Origin of the sequence: Azospirillum argentinense, from assembly GCF_000632475.1 — a bacterium.
GTDB classification, from domain to species: domain Bacteria; phylum Pseudomonadota; class Alphaproteobacteria; order Azospirillales; family Azospirillaceae; genus Azospirillum; species Azospirillum baldaniorum.
In genome coordinates, this window is sequence record NZ_CP007794.1 from 1622257 (window position 1) to 1640148 (window position 17892).

General features: G+C 68.3%; 13 protein-coding genes. 4 read left to right on the forward strand and 9 right to left on the reverse strand.

What is annotated here, in order from left to right; translation table 11 throughout:
* Position 1 precedes the first annotated feature (1 nt).
* Together ABAZ39_RS21415 and ABAZ39_RS21420 are read right to left on the reverse strand one after the other, a co-directional pair.
* Positions 2 to 2320: an NADP-dependent malic enzyme gene (locus ABAZ39_RS21415; RefSeq protein WP_040134797.1), complete on the reverse strand. Its 2319-nt coding sequence runs from the start codon at positions 2318 to 2320 to the stop codon at positions 2 to 4.
* 175 nt (positions 2321 to 2495) lie between these two features.
* Positions 2496 to 3797 carry a dicarboxylate/amino acid:cation symporter gene (locus tag ABAZ39_RS21420; protein WP_014198542.1) on the reverse strand — a complete coding sequence of 434 codons (1302 nt, stop codon included), beginning with the start codon at positions 3795 to 3797 and terminating at the stop codon, positions 2496 to 2498.
* A 229-nt stretch (positions 3798 to 4026) separates the two neighbouring features.
* On the opposite strand from ABAZ39_RS21420, the gene ABAZ39_RS21425 reads away from it, so the two are divergent.
* Both ABAZ39_RS21425 and ABAZ39_RS21430 read left to right on the forward strand, forming a co-directional pair.
* Complete coding sequence (locus ABAZ39_RS21425; RefSeq protein ID WP_247881679.1) at positions 4027 to 5856, forward strand: sensor histidine kinase; 1830 nt, start codon at positions 4027 to 4029, stop codon at positions 5854 to 5856.
* Positions 5853 to 7232, forward strand: coding sequence for a sigma-54-dependent transcriptional regulator (locus ABAZ39_RS21430; RefSeq protein WP_040134799.1), 1380 nt, complete (start codon positions 5853 to 5855; stop codon positions 7230 to 7232). The genes ABAZ39_RS21425 and ABAZ39_RS21430 overlap by 4 nt, the downstream gene beginning before the upstream one ends.
* A gap of 7 nt (positions 7233 to 7239) precedes the next feature.
* Here ABAZ39_RS21430 and ABAZ39_RS21435 read toward each other — a convergent pair whose 3' ends face one another.
* The 6 genes from ABAZ39_RS21435 to ABAZ39_RS21460 form a co-directional block, all read right to left on the reverse strand.
* Positions 7240 to 7932, reverse strand: a complete 693-nt coding sequence (locus ABAZ39_RS21435; protein WP_040134801.1) for a DUF2161 domain-containing phosphodiesterase — start codon at positions 7930 to 7932, stop codon at positions 7240 to 7242.
* Positions 7933 to 8005: 73 nt separating this feature from the next.
* Entirely contained in the window at positions 8006 to 8116 is a 111-nt protein-coding gene (locus tag ABAZ39_RS36245) for a type II toxin-antitoxin system CcdA family antitoxin (protein ID WP_160174847.1), read from the reverse strand.
* Positions 8117 to 8187: 71 nt separating this feature from the next.
* The gene (gene scpA, locus ABAZ39_RS21445) at positions 8188 to 10341 is read right to left on the reverse strand and encodes a methylmalonyl-CoA mutase (protein WP_040134806.1); all 2154 of its coding nucleotides are present in this window, start codon (positions 10339 to 10341) and stop codon (positions 8188 to 8190) included.
* Positions 10342 to 10511: 170 nt separating this feature from the next.
* Positions 10512 to 11105, reverse strand: a complete 594-nt coding sequence (locus ABAZ39_RS21450; RefSeq protein WP_081863196.1) for a biotin transporter BioY — start codon at positions 11103 to 11105, stop codon at positions 10512 to 10514.
* Between the two features lie 38 nt (positions 11106 to 11143).
* A complete protein-coding gene (locus ABAZ39_RS21455) occupies positions 11144 to 13144 on the reverse strand; it encodes an acetyl-CoA carboxylase biotin carboxylase subunit (RefSeq protein WP_040135793.1) in 2001 nt (666 codons plus the stop codon).
* Positions 13145 to 13167: 23 nt separating this feature from the next.
* The gene (locus tag ABAZ39_RS21460; protein WP_040134808.1) at positions 13168 to 14700 is read right to left on the reverse strand and encodes an acyl-CoA carboxylase subunit beta; all 1533 of its coding nucleotides are present in this window, start codon (positions 14698 to 14700) and stop codon (positions 13168 to 13170) included.
* Positions 14701 to 14919: 219 nt separating this feature from the next.
* Here ABAZ39_RS21460 and ABAZ39_RS21465 point away from each other — a divergent pair, with 219 nt between their 5' ends.
* Both ABAZ39_RS21465 and ABAZ39_RS21470 read left to right on the forward strand, forming a co-directional pair.
* Positions 14920 to 16368, forward strand: a complete 1449-nt coding sequence (locus ABAZ39_RS21465; protein ID WP_040134811.1) for a helix-turn-helix domain-containing protein — start codon at positions 14920 to 14922, stop codon at positions 16366 to 16368.
* A gap of 61 nt (positions 16369 to 16429) precedes the next feature.
* A complete protein-coding gene (locus ABAZ39_RS21470; protein ID WP_040134813.1) occupies positions 16430 to 17158 on the forward strand; it encodes an aspartate/glutamate racemase family protein in 729 nt (242 codons plus the stop codon).
* A gap of 31 nt (positions 17159 to 17189) precedes the next feature.
* Here the strand turns inward: ABAZ39_RS21470 and ABAZ39_RS21475 are convergent, their stop codons facing one another.
* Positions 17190 to 17786 carry a DUF2087 domain-containing protein gene (locus ABAZ39_RS21475; protein WP_040134815.1) on the reverse strand — a complete coding sequence of 199 codons (597 nt, stop codon included), beginning with the start codon at positions 17784 to 17786 and terminating at the stop codon, positions 17190 to 17192.
* Between the last annotated feature and the right edge of the window lie 106 nt (positions 17787 to 17892).

Consider the following 17892-nt stretch of genomic DNA (forward strand, 5'->3'; position numbering starts at 1 on the left):
CTCAGTCCTCGCCGTCCTGCAGCGCCGGGGGACGCGGGGCGGCGTTGACCGGGGCGGCGAGCTGGGCGTCGACCACCGCCACCGCCGTCATGTTGACCAGACCGCGCGTGGTCACCGACGGGGTGACGATGTGCACGGGGCGCGCGGCGCCCAGCAGCATCGGCCCGACATTCTGCGCGTCGGCCATGATCTTCAGCATGTTGAAGGCGATGTTGGCGGCGTCCAGGGTCGGCATGACCAGCAGGTTCGCCTCGCCCTTCAGGCGGCTGTCGGGCAGCACGCCCTTGCGCAGCACCTCCGACAGGGCGGCGTCGGCGTGCATCTCGCCGTCCACCTCCAAGTCGGGCATCTCCTCGGCGATGAGCTGGTAGGCCAGACGCATCTTGCGGGCGGACGGGGTGTCCGCGCTGCCGAAGTTGGAGTGGGAGAGCAGCGCCACCTTCGGCTCGATGCCGAAGCGCTTCACCTCTTCCGCCGCCAGCCGGGCGATCTCGGCCACCTGCTCGGCGGTCGGGTCGGGGTTGACGTAGGTGTCGCAGATGAAGTGCGTGCCCTTCTGCGAGATCAGACCGTTCATCGCGCCGGCGACCTTCACGCCCTTACGCAGGCCGATCACGTCCATGACGTGGTTGAAGTGGTCGCCGTAACGGCCCGAGGTGCCGCAGACCATGCCGTCGGCCTCGCCCCGGCGGACCATCAGCGCGCCGAAGACGCTCGGCTGGGTGCGCACGACGTTCAGCGCATTGGCCGGCGACACGCCGCGGCGGCCCATGAGTTGCCGGTAGACCTCGGCGTAGTTGTGGCAGCGCAGGTCACGGGCGGCCTCGATCACCTCGACATCCTTGCCGATGCGGATGCGCAGGCCCATGTCGGCGATCGTCCGCTCGATCACGTCGGCGCGACCGAGCAGGACCGGGTGGGCAATGCCGTCGTCCACCACCACCTGGGCGCAGCGCAGCACGCGCGGCTCCTCGCCCTCGGCGTAGACGATGCGCTTGGGGGCCGCCTTCGCCTTGGTGATGACCGGCTTCATGACGAGGCCGGAGCGGAAGACATACTGGCCGAGGCTGTCGCGGTAGGCGCGGAAATCGACGATCGGCCGCGTCGCCACGCCCGACTCCATGGCCGCCTTGGCGACCGCCGAGGACACTTCGATCACCAGACGCGGGTCGAAGGGCTTGGGCAGGATGTAGTCCGGGCCGAAGCGCAGATTCTCGCCGACATAGGCGGCGGCCACCACGTCCGACGGCTCGGCCTGGGCGAGGCTGGCCATGGCGTGGGTGGCGGCGATCTTCATCTCCTCGTTCACCGTCGTGGCACCAACGTCGAGCGCGCCGCGGAAGATGAAGGGGAAGCAGAGGACGTTGTTGACCTGGTTCGGGAAGTCCGAGCGGCCGGTGGCGATGATGGCGTCCGGGCGGGCCTGCCGGGCGAGGTCCGGCATGATCTCCGGCTCCGGGTTGGCCAGCGCCAGCACCAGCGGCTTGTCGGCCATGCGGGCCAGCATCTCCGGCTTCAGCACCTTGGCGCCGGACAGGCCGAGGAAGATGTCCGCCCCGTCGATGACGTCGTTCAGGACGCGGGCGTCCGTCTCCTGCGCGTAGGCGTCCTTGTACGGGTTCATCTCCTCGTTGCGGCCCTTGTGGACCACGCCGATGCGGTCGACCAGCCAGACATTCTCGCGCTTGACGCCCAGGCTGAGCATCAGGTCCAGGCAGGCGATGCCCGCGGCCCCGCCACCGGTGGAGACGACCTTGACGGTGGAGATGTCCTTGCCGACCAGCTTCAGCCCGTTGAGGACGGCCGCACCCACCACGATGGCGGTGCCGTGCTGATCGTCGTGGAAGACCGGGATCTTCATCCGCTCGCGGCAGCGGCGCTCCACCTCGAAGCAGGCGGGGGCGGCGATGTCTTCCAGGTTGATGGCGCCGAAAGTCGGCTCCAGCCGGACGATGGTGTCGACCAGACCGTCGACGTCCTTCTCGTTCAGTTCCAGGTCGAAGCAGTCGATGCCGGCGAACTTCTTGAAGAGGACGGCCTTGCCCTCCATGACCGGCTTGGCGGCCATCGGACCGATGTCGCCCAGGCCCAGCACCGCCGTGCCGTTGGTGATGACCGCCACGAGGTTGGCGCGGGCCGTCAGCTCCGCGGCCTGGGCCGGATCGGCGGCGATGGCGCTGGACGCCGCGGCCACGCCCGGCGAGTAGGCCAGCGCGAGGTCGCGCTGGTTCGCCATGGGCTTGGTGGCGACGATCGCCAACTTACCGGGCTTCGGATTCCGGTGGTACTCAAGCGCCATCGCGTCGAAGTCGCCGGACATACGTCCTCTCCCCTTTTAACTTGATTTCAGTTAATTTGCCGAACGACGAACTGTTTCCCCTCCGGCTTATACCCGAATTGCCCGAGTACCGGAATGGGAAAGGGGCAGCCCGCGGCGGACCACCCCTTCCTTTTCACCCCCTGGAACGGGGGTCGGACCGGAGGCCGGACCCGCGTCAGATGCGGGCCAGAGCCGGCTCCTTGAAGTGCTCCTGGTACTCGGCGACCGCCTTGCTCTCGTCGAACTCGCCTTCCATCTTGGCGACCACGATGGTGGCGACGCCGTTGCCGATCAGGTTGGTGATGGCGCGGGCTTCCGACATGAAGCGATCCACACCGAGCAACAGCGCCAGACCTTCGATCGGCAGGTGGCCGGTGGCCGACAGGGTGGCCGCCAGCGTCACGAAGCCGCCGCCGGTGACCGCCGCCGCACCCTTGGAGGTCAGCATCAGCAGGCCGAGGATGGTGAGCTGCTGCCAGATCGTCAGGTCGATGTTGAAGGCCTGGGCGATGAAGATCGCGGCCATCGACAGGTAGATCGAGGTGCCGTCCAGGTTGAACGAGTAGCCGGTGGGGATGACGAGGCCGACGACGTGCTTGGAGCAGCCGAACTTCTGCATCTTCTCCATCATGCGCGGCAGCACGGACTCCGACGAGGAGGTGCCGAGCACGATCAGCAGCTCGTCCTTGATGTAGCGCAGGAAGGTCAGGAGGCTGAAGTTGTACAGGCGGGCGATGCTGCCCAGCACGACGAAGACGAACAGCGCCATCGTGATGTAGACCGCCGCCATCAGCTGGCCGAGCGAGGTCAGCGACGACACGCCGTATTTGCCGATGGTGAAGGACATGGCGCCGAAGGCGCCCAGCGGGGCGACGCGCATCAGGATGCCGATCACGCCGAACAGGGCGTGCGACACCTTCTCGAACATGTCCTCGACCACCTTGCCCTTCTGGCCCATGGCGGACAGCGCGACGCCGAAGATCACCGCGAAGAACAGGATCTGCAGCATGTCGCCTTTGACGAAGGCGCCGATGACGTTGTCCGGGACGATGTTGACCAGGAAGTCGATGGTCGTGTGGTTCTGCGCCTCGGTCGCGTATTTGGCGACGGCGTCGGCCTTCAGCGAACCGGCCTGGATGTTCATCCCCGAGCCCGGCTTCACGAGGTTGACGACCAGCAGGCCGAGCCCCAGGGCGAAGGTGGTGACGATCTCGAAGTACAGGATCGCCTTCCCTCCGACCTTGCCGACCTTCTTCATGTCGCCGATCGAGGAGATGCCGGTGACCACCGTCAGGAAGACGATCGGGCCGATGACCATCTTGATCATCTTGATGAAGACGTCGCCCAGAGGCTTCATCTGCACCGCAAGAGCCGGATAGAAATGGCCAAGCAGAATGCCGATGGTGATCGCGGTCAGAACCTGGACGGTCAGGTTCGTGTAGAATGGCTTTTTCTGGGGCTGCCCTTGGGCGTGCATGATCGTCTCCTCGTGGCGTTCCTGAAATGGGCTGCCGCTCTTGTCTCGCGGTCGGCGGCCTGCCCGTCATGCCCCTCTCAAAGCAAGCGGTGTGCCAAAATTAAAAGTGAGGAATCGCAGCGCTCTGACGAAGCGCGTGGGTCAGAATCCGCACGACAGGGGCGGAATCCATGTGCGAAAATCCGCACATCGAGACCTCTTGTTGCGGCGCAGCATGAATTGAGGACCGTTGGTTAGGATCGCCCCCACCCGTTGGACATTTTCGCAAAGCCGCGACTGGGTCGCCCGGCGGCTGCCGGTCCTGTTCGCCCGTCCGCGGCGGGTGATGCTGGCCGTGCTGGTCGTCGGCATGCCGCTGGCCGCGGCGGTGGCCGCGGGTTTGGCAGCGGACAACGCCAGCGAGTCCCTGCGCGAACAGGGCTCGGCGCAGCTGTCGCTGTACGAATCCAACCTGCGGACGGAGCTGGAACGCCACGCCGCCGTGCCGATGGTGCTCGCCCGCGACCAGGAGGTCGCCGACCTGCTGCGCGACCCCAGCCCGGAGCGGGTGGACCACCTGAACCGCAAGCTGGAGGCCATCGCGGCGACGCTGAAGGCGTCCGCCCTCTATGTGATGAATGGGGCGGGAACCACCGTCGCGGCCAGCAACTGGAACGCCACTCCCAGCTTCGTCGGGCAGAATTTCAGCTACCGCCCCTATTTCCAGTCGGCCATGGAACGGGGGGAGGGGCATCACTTCGCGCTCGGCACCACCTCGCTCGTCCCCGGCTACTACACGGCGCAGCGGGTGGTGGCGGAAAACCGCACAGACGGCCGGGCAGGCGACCGGGGGGCCGGCGTCGTGGTCCTGAAGGTCGGTTTCCAGGAGTTGGAACGCGCCTGGTCGCATGGTCAGGAGAAGGTGCTGGTCTCCGACCGCGACGGCATCGTCTTCATCACCAACGTGGAAGGCTGGCGCTACAACGCCCTGCCCCGCCGTCTGCCGGTCACGCTGCCCGCGTCGGCATCGCCCCCGACCGAGGAGATCCCCACCCTGCCCTGGGCCTTCGGCGGGGCCTCCGACCGCATCACGCTGCGGGAAGGCAATGCGGAGCGGCGCTACCTCCTGCAGTCCGCCGCGGTGCCCGGCGGCGATTGGACCATCCACGCCCTGACCAGCCTCGCCCCGGTCGCCATCCGCGCCCAGCAGGCCGGGCTGCTCGCCGCCGCGGTGGTGGCGCTGGCCGCCCTGACCGGCCATGCGCTGGCCCAACGCCGCCTCAACCTCGTGGAGCGGCTGGCCCTCCAGGAGGAGGCGCGGGCCGAGTTGGAGCGCCGCGTGGCCGCCGCCACCGCGGCGCTGCGCGCCACCGAGAACGAGCTGACCCAGGCGGCGAAGCTGGCGGCGCTGGGCCAGATGTCGGCGGCCATGGCCCACGAGATCAACCAGCCGCTCGCCGCCATCCGCAGCTTCGCCGACAACGCGGTGGTGCTGCTGGAGCGCGGACGCCCGGATGCGGTGCGCGACAATCTGGCGGAGATCGCCGACCTGACCGACCGCATGGCCGCCATCACCCGCAGCCTGAAGGGCTTCGCGCGGCGCGCCTCGGGCACGCTGGGCGCCGTCTCCGCCGCCGCCGCCGTCGGGCAGGCGCTGGCCCTGCTGGAGGCCCGGCTGCGCCGCGATTCCGTGACGGTGGACACCGATCTGCCGCCCGGCCCCCTGCTGGTCACCGGCGAGGACGTGCGGTTGCAGCAGGTGCTGGTCAACCTGATCGGCAACGCCGCCGACGCCATGCGCGCCTCCCCCCACCGCCACGTCCGCATCACCCTGGCCGCGGAGGGGGAGGAGGCGGTGCTGACCGTCCGCGACAGCGGCCCCGGCATCGCCGAGGCCGACCTGCCGCGCATCTTCGTGCCCTTCTTCACGACCAAGGAGGCGGGCGACGGGCTCGGCCTCGGCCTGTCGATCAGCCACGGCATCGTCGAGGATTTCGGCGGCAGCCTGACCGCCGCCAACCACCCGGAGGGCGGCGCCCTCTTCACCATCCGCCTCAAGCGCAGGGATATCCAGACATGACGACCGGCAGCATCGCCCCGGGCGGCTCCGTCCTCTTCGTGGACGACGAGCGGTCCGTCCGCCTCGCCGGGCAGCAGGCGCTGGAACTGGCCGGCTTCGACGTCACCGCCTGCGACGGGGCGGAGCGCGCGTTGCGCCATCTCGGCCGCGACTGGCCGGGCGCCCTGGTCACCGACGTGCGCATGCCGCAGATCGATGGGCTGGAGCTGATGGAGCGCGCCCTGGCGCTGGACCCCGAGCTGCCGGTCATCCTGATCACCGGCCACGGCGACGTGCCGATGGCGGTGGAGGCGATGCGCCGCGGCGCTTACGACTTCCTGGAAAAGCCCTTCCCCTCCGACCGGCTGGTCGAGGTGACGCGGCGCGCGGTGGAGAAACGCCGGCTGGTTCTGGAGAACCGGCGCCTGCGCGACCAGCTGGCCGGGCTGCCCGCCGGGGAGGCATCGCCCATCGTCGGGCGGACGCCGGGGATCGAGCGGCTGCGCGGCGCCATCACCGCGGTGGCCGACACCGACGCGGACGTGCTGGTGCTGGGGGAGACCGGCACCGGCAAGGAGATGGTCGCCCGCGCCCTCCACGCCGGCAGCGGCCGGCGCAAGCACCCCTTCGTCGCCCTGAACTGCGGCGCCATGCCCGAGGCGATCTTCGAGAGCGAGCTGTTCGGGCACGAGGCTGGAGCCTTCACCGGGGCCGGCAAGCGCCGCGTCGGTCGCATCGAGCACGCCAGCGGCGGCACCCTCTTCCTCGACGAGATCGAGAGCATGCCGCTGTCGCTCCAGGTCAAGCTGCTGCGCGTGATCCAGGAGCGGGTGGTGGAGCCGCTGGGCTCGAACGAGCTGATCCCCGTGGACCTGCGCGTCGTCGCCGCGACCAAGGTGGACCTGCGCAAGGCGGCCAGCGAGGGCAAGTTCCGCGAAGACCTCTATTACCGGCTCAACGTCGTCGTGGTGACCATCCCGCCGCTGCGCGACCGCCGCGACGACATTCCCCTGCTGTTCCAGCATTTCGTCGTCCAGGCCGCCGCCCGCTACAACCGTGAGCCCCGCGCGCCCAGCCCGGCGCAGGTGCAGCGGCTGGCGGCCCACGACTGGCCGGGCAACGTGCGCGAGCTGCGCAACGCCGCCGACCGCTTCGTGCTGGGGCTGGACGACACGCTGTCGGCGGTGGGCGGCGCCGCTCCGGCGATGGCGGCGGGGCGCAGCGGCCTGTCGCTGGCCGAGCAGGTGGACCTGTTCGAGAAGAGCCTGATCGAAAGCGAGCTGGCCCGTTGCAAAGGCAGCGTGAAGGCCACCATCGAGGCGTTGAACATCCCGCGCAAGACCTTCTACGACAAGCTGAAGCGCTACGGGCTCAGCCGCGAGGATTTCGTGGAGTGACGGGCCGTCATTCGGCGGCCAGGGCGTGGGCGAAAGTCTCCACCCCCTGGACGCCGGCCGCGCTCAGCCCGTAGGTGCCCTTGGCGATCCGTTCGAACCAGCCGTAGACGTTGCGCTGGAGGATGGCCGCGGCGTCCTTCGGCGCCCCGGCGGCGCGCAATGCCTTCAGGGACAACGGCCCCGCGGCCAGCAGCCGGGCGCAGCGCAGCGCGTCCTGGCGGTAGGCGGTGACGATGGGCACGCGGGTGGAGCCGCCGCGGTTGGGATCGCCCCTGCGCCGCGCGTGCTCTCCCAGCAGGCGGGCGGCGCGCGTCTTGTCCTTGCGCGGGCTGTAGGGAACGGGGTCGAGCAGAACCTCCACCTCATGCCCCGCAGCCCGGCCGGTGTCGACGATCAGCAAGCCGACACCCAGCCGCCGGCACAGCTTGCGCACACCGCTGTCGTGGGGCGACGCGCCGCTGGCCTTGCGCCCCGGCTGCGGCACGGCGAGATAGACGGTGTCGGTCAGGGCGAGCCGGTCGACCCCTTGAAGCAACAAGTCCAGCGTGAAGCGCTTCTTCAGCTCGACGATCAGCGGCGGCTCGGCCCCGCGCACCGCAACGAGGTCGCAGCCGTGAATCTCGGCCTTCACATCGTAGCCCTGGGCTTCGAGGAAGGCCTTGACGGGGGCGTAAAGGTCGGTTTCGGCGGTGATGGACAAAGGAAGAAACTTTCGCTGCGATCCCCCACTCTACCCCCTTCCCCCACAGAATGGAGAAAGACGGTAAGGGCCTTCAGAATAGCCGCTTGCCTTCGCTGAACACACCATGCTTCGCAACGAACTCATCATAAGCGTTCAGCGCTGGGCGGTTTTCCTCCACCCAGCGCCGCTGCTCATCGATCAAATCACGGACTCCAGGGGCCACATCGGCCCCTGGCTGGGAAGCGCGGGGGAAGGACACCCCCTCGCCCATCATCACGCCACAGCCTTCTGCTTGCGCAGGATGGCCAGGATGTCGGAGGCGGCCTTCGGGATGTTGGTGCCGGGGCCGTAGATGGCGGCGGCGCCCGCCTTGTAGAGGTAGTCGTAGTCCTGGGGCGGGATCACGCCGCCGCAGACAACCAGGATGTCCCCGGCGCCTTGGCGGCGCAGTTCCTCGACCAGCTGCGGGACCAGCGTCTTGTGGCCCGCCGCCTGGGACGACACACCGATGACGTGCACGTCGTTCTCCACCGCCTGACGGGCGGCCTCCTCCGGGGTCTGGAACAGCGGCCCGATGTCCACGTCAAAGCCGATGTCGGCGAAGCTGGTGGCGATCACCTTGGCGCCGCGGTCGTGACCGTCCTGGCCCATCTTCACGACGAGGATGCGCGGGCGGCGGCCCTCCTCGGCGGCGAAGGCAGACACCTCCTCCTGAATCCTCTTGAAGCCCTCGTCGCCCTCGTAGGCGGCGCCATAGACGCCGGAGACGGAGCGGATGACCGCGACATGGCGGGTGAAGGCCTTCTCCAGCGCGTCGGAAATCTCGCCGACCGTGGCGCGGGCACGGGTGGCCTCGACGGCCAGAGCCAGCAGGTTGCCGGACTTTTCCGTGGCGGCCTTGGTCAGCGCCTCCAGGGTGGCGCGGCACTTGGCGTCGTCGCGATTGGCGCGCACGCTGTTCAGGCGGGCGATCTGGGACTCGCGGACCGCCGTGTTGTCGATGTCCAGCACGTCGACCATCTCGGGGTTCTCCGGACGGTACTTGTTGACGCCGACGATCACCTCCTCGGCGCGGTCGACGCGGGCCTGACGGCGGGCGGCGGCCTCCTCGATCAGCAGCTTGGGCATGCCGCTGTCCACCGCCTTGGTCATGCCGCCGAGATCCTCGACCTTGTTGATGAGATCGAGCGCGGCGTTGGCGAGGCTGTGGGTCAGGTTCTCGATGTAGTAGGAGCCGCCCAGCGGATCGACCACGTTGGTGACGCCCGACTCCTCGGCGATGATGAGCTGGGTGTTGCGGGCGATGCGGGCGGAGAATTTCGTCGGCAGGCCCAGCGCCTCGTCGAAGGCGTTGGTGTGCAGCGACTGGGTGCCGCCCAGCACCGCGGCCATCGCCTCGATGGTGGTGCGGATGACGTTGTTGTAGGGGTCCTGCTCGGTCAGGCTGACGCCGGAGGTCTGGCAGTGGGTGCGCAGCGCCAGCGAGCGGGCGTCCTTCGGGTCGAACTTCTGCTTCATCAGGGTCGACCACAGCAGGCGCGCGGCGCGCAGCTTGGCGATCTCCATGAAGAAGTTCATGCCGATGGAGAAGAAGAAGGACAGGCGCGGCGCGAACTTGTCGACCGGCAGCCCCTTGGACATGGCGGCGCGGACGTATTCGAGGCCGTCGGCGATGGTGAAGGCCAGCTCCTGCACGGCCGTCGCCCCGGCCTCCTGCATGTGGTAGCCGGAAATCGAGATCGAGTTGAACTTCGGCATGTTCAGCGCCGTGTACTCGATGATGTCCGCGATGATCCGCATCGAGGGTTCGGGCGGGTAGATGTAGGTGTTGCGGACCATGAACTCCTTGAGGATGTCGTTCTGGATGGTCCCGCTCAGCTTGTCTTGGGCGACCCCCTGCTCCTCCGCCGCGACGATGTAGCCGGCGAGGATCGGCAGCACCGCGCCGTTCATGGTCATCGACACCGACATCTTGTCGAGCGGGATGCCGTCGAAGAGGATCTTCATGTCCTCGACGCTGTCGATGGCGACGCCGGCCTTGCCCACGTCGCCGACCACGCGCGGGTGGTCGCTGTCATAGCCGCGGTGGGTGGCGAGGTCGAAGGCGACCGACAGGCCCATCTGTCCGGCCTTCAGGTTCGCCTTGTAGAAGGCGTTGGAGTCCTCGGCGGTCGAGAAGCCGGCGTACTGGCGGATGGTCCAGGGCTTCACCGCGTACATCGTGGCGCGCGGGCCGCGGGTGAAGGGCGGGAAGCCGGGCAGGCTGTCCAGTTCCAGCCCTTCCAGGTCGGCGGCGGTGTAGAGCGCCTTGACGTCCAGCCCCTCCGGAGTCTTCCAGACGAGATCTTCGAGCGTCCCGTTGGCGCCCAGGTCCTTGGTGGCCAGGGTCTGCCAGTCGGCCTGGGTCTTCTTCGGGAACTCGCTCATGGGACGTCTCCTCGACACGGCTTCTTGGTTCGAATGATTTGAAACGATCAATGAATGGGAGGGTCTTGCCCCCACCCCGGCCCTCCCCCGCTTCGCAAGGGAGGGAGACCAGTCCCCTCCCCTGCGAGAGCGGGGGAGGGTTAGGGTGGGGGCAAACGCCCCCCTTACCCTCAGCCCTGCGACCGGCGGGCGACGACCTTCCAGGCGGCCTGCATGATCGCGGCACCCAGCGCGGTCTTCAGGACCGTGGCGGCCAGGAACGGCGTCAGGCCCAGAGCGACGGCCTTCTCGCCGCCGAACAGGACGGCCATCCAGGCCACGCCCGGAACGAACAGCAGGGCGTGGCCGATCGCCAGGGCGCCGACGGCCTTGAGCGGGCTGCGGTCCCAGCCGCGCTCGGCCAGCCAGCCGGTGACGCCGGCGGCCAGGACGAAGCCCAGCAGGTAGCCGGCGGTCGGGCCGGCCATGTAGGCCGGGCCGGCGGCCGGACCGGCGAAGACCGGCAGGCCGGCGAGGCCTTCCAGCAGGTACAGCAGGACCGTCGCCGTGGCGAGGCGGCTGCCGTAGGCCATGCCGAGCAGGATGACGACCATGCTCTGCATCGTCATCGGCACCGGCCAGAACGGGACCTGGACCTTGGCCGAGGCGGCCAGGAGCAGGCTGCCCAGAACCGCCGCCGTGGCGGCGGTGAGCAGGCCGCCCCGCGGGGCGACCGTCTCGAGAAGCGAAGCGGCACGCTGCGAAAGCGTGTTTGCGAAAGCCATCGTCCTTACCTTTCCCTATATGTCGGAGCCCGCTTGGCTCACGCGAACTCCAGGATCTTCTGATCGACCGCCAGGCTGGAGCCGGGCGTCGCGTGCACCTTGGACACCGTGCCATCCTGCGCCGCGCGCAGGATGTTTTCCATCTTCATCGCCTCGACCACGGCCAGCACCTCGCCGGCCTTGACCTCCTGCCCCTCGGTCACGGCGACCGAGACGAGCAGGCCGGGCATCGGCGACAGCAGGAACTTCGACATGTCCGGCGGCGCCTTCACCGGCATCAGCGCGTCGAGCCGCGCCGCGTTCGGGGTCAGCACCTTGACCAGCGCCTGGCTGCCGGAGTGGGACAGGCGGTAGCCGACGCCGACGCGGTCCACCTGGACGCAGACATGGGCGCCGTTCACCGTGCCGCGGAACAGCGGCTCGCCCAGGTTCCAGTCGCTCCACACCACATGGTGCTTGCCCTCGAAATCGACGGTGTAGCCGATGCGCTGCGGGCTGCCGTCCGTCGGGTGGACATGGACCGGATGCTGCGCGCCGTCCATCACGACGACCCAGTCGTCGCGCACCCGGACCTTGTTGCCCGGCATCTTGCCGGAGATCTGGATGTCGCGGTCATTCAGGCAGCGGTGGATCACCGCGGCGACGGCGATCAGGATCGCCGGATCGTCCGGCGGCAGGTCGGAGGCATGGAAGCCGCTCGGGTATTCCTCGGCGATGAAGTTGGTGGTCAGCCGGCCGTCGACGAAGCGCTGGTTGGCCATCAGCGAGGCGAGGAACGGGATGTTGTGGCTGACGCCGCGGATGTAATACTGGTCCAGCGCCTCGCGCATGCGGGCGATGGCGGCGTCGCGCGTCGACCCCCAGCTGCACAGCTTGGCGATCATGGGGTCGTAGTACATGGAGATCTCGCCGCCCTCGTAGACGCCGGTGTCGACGCGGACATGCGGGTCCTCCGACGGCGGACGGTAGTGGGTCAGCCGGCCGGTCGAGGGCAGGAAGTTGCGGAACGGGTCTTCGGCGTAGACGCGGGACTCGATGGCCCAGCCGTGCAGGTGGATGTCTTCCTGGCGAAGCGTCAGCTTCTCGCCCGCCGCGACGCGGATCATCAGTTCGACGAGGTCGAGGCCGGTGACCAGCTCGGTGACCGGATGCTCCACCTGGAGGCGGGTGTTCATCTCCAGGAAGTAGAAGTTGCGCTCGGCGTCGACGATGAACTCGACCGTGCCGGCGGACTTGTAGTCCACGGCGCGGGCCAGGGCCACGGCCTGCTCGCCCATCGCCTTGCGGGTGGCGGCGTCGAGGAAGGGCGACGGCGCCTCCTCGATGACCTTCTGGTGGCGGCGCTGGATCGAGCATTCGCGCTCGCCCAGATAGAGCGCCGTGCCCTGCCCGTCCGCCAGCACCTGGATCTCGATGTGGCGCGGCTGCTGGATGTACTTCTCGACGAAGACGCGGTCGTCGGCGAAGGAGGAGCGCGCCTCGTTCTGGGCCGAGCGGAAGCCTTCGCGGGCCTCCTCGTCGTTCCAGGCCACGCGCATGCCCTTGCCGCCGCCGCCGGCCGACGCCTTGATCATCACCGGGTAGCCGATGTCGCGGGCGATGGTCACCGCCTCGCTGTCGTCGGCGATCACGCCCAGATAGCCGGGCACCGTGCTGACGCCCGCGGCCTTGGCCAGCTTCTTGGACTCGATCTTGTCGCCCATGGCCTGGATGGCGTGGGCGTCCGGGCCGATGAAGGCGATTCCGGCCGCGGCCAGCGCTTCCTGGAACTCGCGCTTTTCCGACAGGAAGCCGTAGCCGGGATGGACGGCCTGGGCGCCGGTCTTCTTGCAGGCGTCGACGATGCGGTCGATCAGCAGGTAGCTCTGCGCCGAGGGTGCGGCGCCGATGTGCACGGCCTCATCGGCCATCTCGACGTGCAGGGCGTTCTTGTCGGCGTCCGAATAGACGGCGACCGTCTTGATGCCCAGGCGGCGCGCCGTGCGGATGACGCGGCAGGCGATCTCGCCGCGGTTCGCGATCAGGATCTTTGAGAACAGGGTCGTCATGGGGCGGCGCGCCTTCAGAGCGGGATGTTGTCGTGCTTGCGCCAGGGGTTCTGGAGCTGCTTGTTCTTCAGCATGGACAGCGCCTTGATGACGCGCCGGCGGGTGCCGTGCGGCATGATGACGTCGTCGATGTAGCCGCGCGACGCCGCGACGAACGGGTTGGCGAACTTCTGCCGGTACTCTTCGGTGCGCGCCTCGATCTTCGCGGTGTCGCCGATGTCGCCGCGGAAGATGATCTCCACCGCGCCCTTCGGCCCCATCACCGCGATCTCCGCCGTCGGCCAGGCATAGTTGATATCGCCGCGCAGATGCTTGGACGCCATCACGTCGTAGGCGCCGCCGTAGGCCTTGCGGGTGATGACGGTGATCTTCGGCACGGTGGCCTCGGCGTAGGCGAACAGCAGCTTGGCGCCGTGCTTGATGATGCCGCCGTATTCCTGCGAGGTGCCGGGCATGAAGCCGGGGACGTCCACCAGGGTCAGGATCGGAATCTCGAAGGCGTCGCAGAAGCGCACGAAGCGCGCGGCCTTCTTGGAGCTGTCGATGTCCAGGCAGCCGGCCAGAACCATCGGCTGGTTGGCGACGATGCCGACCGTGCTGCCGTTCATGCGGCCGAAGCCGATGATGATGTTCTTGGCGTAATCGGGCTGAAGCTCGAAGAAGTCGCCCTCGTCGACCGTCTTGAGGATCAGCTCCTTCATGTCGTAGGGCTTGTTCGGGTTCTCCGGCACCAGCGTGTCGAGCGACAGGTCGTCGCGGTCGATCGGGTCGGTGCAGGGACGCTCCGGCGCCCGCTCTCGGTTGGAGGCCGGCAGGAAGTCGATGAAGCGGCGGAGCTGGAGCAGCGCCTCCACGTCGTTCTCGAAGGCCATGTCGGCGACGCCGGACTTGCTGGAATGGGTGATCGCCCCGCCCAGCTCCTCCGCCGTCACCACCTCGTGGGTGACCGTCTTCACCACGTCCGGGCCGGTCACGAACATGTAGGAGCTGTCCTTCACCATGAAGATGAAGTCGGTCATGGCCGGCGAATACACCGCGCCGCCGGCGCACGGCCCCATGATGAGGGAGATCTGCGGGATGACGCCCGAGGCGTTGACGTTGCGCTGGAACACCTCGGCGTAGCCGCCGAGCGAGGCCACGCCCTCCTGGATGCGGGCGCCGCCCGAATCATTCAGGCCGATGACCGGCGCGCCGACCTTCATCGCCTGATCCATGATCTTGCAGATCTTCTCGGCGTGGGCTTCCGACAGCGAGCCGCCGAAGACGGTGAAGTCCTGGCTGAAGACGAAGACGAGGCGCCCGTTCACCGTGCCGTGACCGGTGACCACGCCGTCGCCGGGTACCTTCTGGCCTTCCATGCCGAAGTCGTTGCAGCGGTGCTGCACGAACATGTCGAACTCCTCGAACGAGCCTTCGTCGAGGAAGAGTTCGATGCGCTCCCGCGCGGTCAGCTTGCCCTTGGCGTGCTGCCCGGCGACGCGCTTTTCGCCGCCGCCCAGCCGCGCACCGGAGCGCATGGCGTCCAACTTGGCCAGAATTTCTTGCATCAGGCGTTTCCCACTTTGGCGAGCGGCGGAGGACCTTGCGAACCTTGTGGCAGCGGTCCCCTCACCGGAACGCCTGGATTATTCACAAGATTTGCAACAGGGCAATTGGCCGGGCGGGAAAAATGTGCGAAGTTGCGAACATCTTTGCAAACGCAGCGCGCGGTTTGCCAAGATTGCAAATATGCACTTCGACATAATCTTTGGGTGATAGGCGGGTCCATGCAGAAGCTCTTCCTCGGCTACAAGCTCCGCCGCCTGCGCGAGCAGCGCGGACTGACCCAGGCGGCGCTGGCCAAGACGCTGGACCTGTCGCCGAGCTACCTGAACCAGATCGAGAACAACCAGCGCCCGCTGACCCTGCCGGTGCTGCTGAAGATTTCGGCCGTCTTCGAGGTGGACCTGTCCAACTTCGTCGAGGACGAGGACAGCCGTCTCGTCGCCGACCTGCGCGAGGCCCTGGCCGACCCTCTGTTCGCCGGGGCACCGCTGACCAACGCGGAGTTGCGCAGCGCCGTCGGCTCCAGCCCGGAGCTGGCCCGCCGCGTGCTGAGCCTGCACCAAGCCTACCAGAAACTGCACGAGCGGGTGCAGTCGCTGGCCGACAGCCTGTCCAACCAGGAACCGAGCGACGCCTTCGCCGGACCGCAATTCCCCTATGAGGAGGTCCGCGACTATTTCCACTACTGCAACAACTACATCGGTCCGCTGGACGAGGCGGCGGAAACGCTGTGGGACACCGAGAAGATCCACTCCGGCGCCCTGCTGAACGAGCTGGCCGCCTACCTGAAGCGGCGGCACGACGTGCGGGTCAAGATCGTCGCCGACGACGGCGAGACGGCCATGCGCAGCTACGACGGCAGCACCGGCACGCTGCGCCTGTCCGCCCTGCTGAACGGCCCCAGTCGTGCCTTCCACATGGCGCACCAGATCGCCCTGCTCGGCTTCGGCGACGTGATCGAGGAACGGGTCGCCCAGGCGAAATTCTCCAGCGAGGACGCGCGGTCGATCTGCCGGGTCGGGCTCGCCAACTATTTCGCGGGGGCTCTCGTCCTGCCCTACCGCGCCTTCGCCGCCCAGGCCCGCGCGCTGCGCCACGACGTCGAGCAGTTGCAGAGCCGCTTCGGCGCCAGCTTCGAGCAGGTCTGCCACCGGCTGTCCACCCTCCAGCGGCCGGGGGCGCGGGGGTTGCCCTTCTACTTCGTGCGGGTGGACATGGCCGGCAACATCACCAAACGCCATTCGGCCACGCGCTTCCACTTCGCGCGCTTCGGCGGCGCCTGCCCGCTGTGGAACGTGCACGAGGCCTTCGCCCAGCCCGGCAAGATCCTGGTGCAGTTCGCCACCATGCCCGACCGCACCACCTACATCGGCATCGCCCGCACGGTGACCAAGCGCGGCGGCGCCTATCTGAAGCCGTCGCGCCAGTTCGCCGTCGGGCTGGGCTGCGAGGCGACCCACGCCAACGAGATCGTCTACGCCGCCGGCATCGACACCTCCAACGAGGCCGCCGCCGTGCCCATCGGCGTGAACTGCCGCATCTGCGAGCGCACCGACTGCCAGCAGCGCGCCTTCCCGCCCATCGGCAGCCAACTGTCGGTGGACGAGCACCACCGCAGCTTCGTCCCCTACCTGTTCACCCAGGAGGGGCGGACCGTGGAAAAGGCCTGAACGGTTGGCGATTCCGCTACGGCCGCTCTATCATCCGCGGCCCAACCGATAGGATCACGACATGACGACGCCCACCGCCCGGCCCCTGCCCCAGAAGACCATCGGCGTCCTCGGCGGCATGAGCAACCAGGCCACCGCCGAATATTACCGCCTGCTGAACGAGGGGCTGAACGCCCGCTTCGGCGGCTGGGACAACGGCGAGATCGTCATCGTCAGCGTGAACTTCGGCAACATCGAGCATTTCGTGCGCCAGAACGAATGGGACGCCGCGCAGCGCTATCTGTCCGGCAAGGTCGACGCGCTGGAGCGCGCCGGGGCCGACGTGATCCTGTGCGTGTCGAACACCATGCACCGCGTGGTCGAGCCGATCATGGCGGAGCGCACCACCCCCTTCATCCACATCGCCGACCCGACCGGTGCGGCGATGCGGGCCGCCGGCCTGTCGCGGGTCGCGCTGCTCGGCACGATGGCGACGATGCTCTCCGAGGATCTGCGCCGCCGCTACGAGGAGCGCTTCGGGGTCGAGATCATGGTGCCGTCCGACGCCGACAAGGCGACGGTCGACCGCATCATCTTCGACGAGCTGGTGCGGCGCGACCTGCGCCCGGAGTCCAAGGCCCAATACCTGGAGATCATCGACCGGATGGCCGCCGACGGGGCTCAGGGGGTGATCCTCGGCTGCACCGAGATCTTCCTGCTGGTCGATCAGGCCGACCGGCCGGATGTCCCGATGTTCAACACGACGGCGCTCCACACCGACGCCGCGGTGGCCTTCGCGCTGGGCGAATAGGCCACCTCCGCCCCGCCAGGGACGCGGCGCCTCAGGACGGCGCCCGTCCGGCGGCGGGCGTCGCCTTCAGGCGGCGGATCATGGCGAGCGCCTCCGGCGGCGGCCGGCGCTCGACGCGCTGGTAGACACTCCCGTCGCGCGTCCGGTCGAGCAGACCGAAGTCGCACAGCTCCCGGCGCAGCAGGACATGGTCGCCGAACCGGTGGGCGGCGCGCAGGACGTCGTTCACCTCGCCCTCGCTCATCGCCCGGCCGGCGAAAATCCGCGACCACAGGACCCACAGGCACAGGTCCCGCTCGCTCCGCTTCGGCGGCCAGCGCAACAGCGCGCCGGCGGCGTCGAAGCAGCGGGCCACCTTCAGGACCTTGACCGGATCGGCCGACGACAGTGCCTCGACCGTTGCGTCAGGATGATCCTGCGCCGCGGTCTGAACCATCGTCTGCGCCATCGCCTGTTCCGCCGTCTGCGCCCGGAAATGCTGGAAGTTTCGGCATCCGACCGCCTTGGCCAGCATGTTGAGCCATTCGACATGGCCGGGCGGCTCGGCCCGGCCGGCGAGTTGCGCGCGCAACGAGCGCGCAAGCGCGGAAATATCGTCCGCGCTGTAGGGCAGCGGTGTTCTGGACATGGAGTCATCCTCACGACGCGCCAATCCGCGAAGGGATGCCGGTGGTCGCCGACTTCCGACGCGGCACGCGATGAGGTGTCGGTCGAGAGGGTGTCGTGGCAGGTTT

Excerpts from the sequence above, each read along its gene's own strand:
- ABAZ39_RS21415 (WP_040134797.1), bottom strand. The coding sequence starts at position 2,320 with ATGTCCGGCGACTTCGACGCGATGGCGCTTGAGTACCACCGGAATCCG.
- ABAZ39_RS21420 (WP_014198542.1), bottom strand. The coding sequence starts at position 3,797 with ATGCACGCCCAAGGGCAGCCCCAGAAAAAGCCATTCTACACGAACCTG.
- ABAZ39_RS21430 (WP_040134799.1), top strand. The coding sequence starts at position 5,853 with ATGACGACCGGCAGCATCGCCCCGGGCGGCTCCGTCCTCTTCGTGGAC.
- scpA (WP_040134806.1), bottom strand. The coding sequence starts at position 10,341 with ATGAGCGAGTTCCCGAAGAAGACCCAGGCCGACTGGCAGACCCTGGCC.
- ABAZ39_RS21450 (WP_081863196.1), bottom strand. The coding sequence starts at position 11,105 with ATGGCTTTCGCAAACACGCTTTCGCAGCGTGCCGCTTCGCTTCTCGAG.
- ABAZ39_RS21460 (WP_040134808.1), bottom strand. The coding sequence starts at position 14,700 with ATGCAAGAAATTCTGGCCAAGTTGGACGCCATGCGCTCCGGTGCGCGG.
- ABAZ39_RS21465 (WP_040134811.1), top strand. The coding sequence starts at position 14,920 with ATGCAGAAGCTCTTCCTCGGCTACAAGCTCCGCCGCCTGCGCGAGCAG.
- ABAZ39_RS21470 (WP_040134813.1), top strand. The coding sequence starts at position 16,430 with ATGACGACGCCCACCGCCCGGCCCCTGCCCCAGAAGACCATCGGCGTC.
- ABAZ39_RS21475 (WP_040134815.1), bottom strand. The coding sequence starts at position 17,786 with ATGTCCAGAACACCGCTGCCCTACAGCGCGGACGATATTTCCGCGCTT.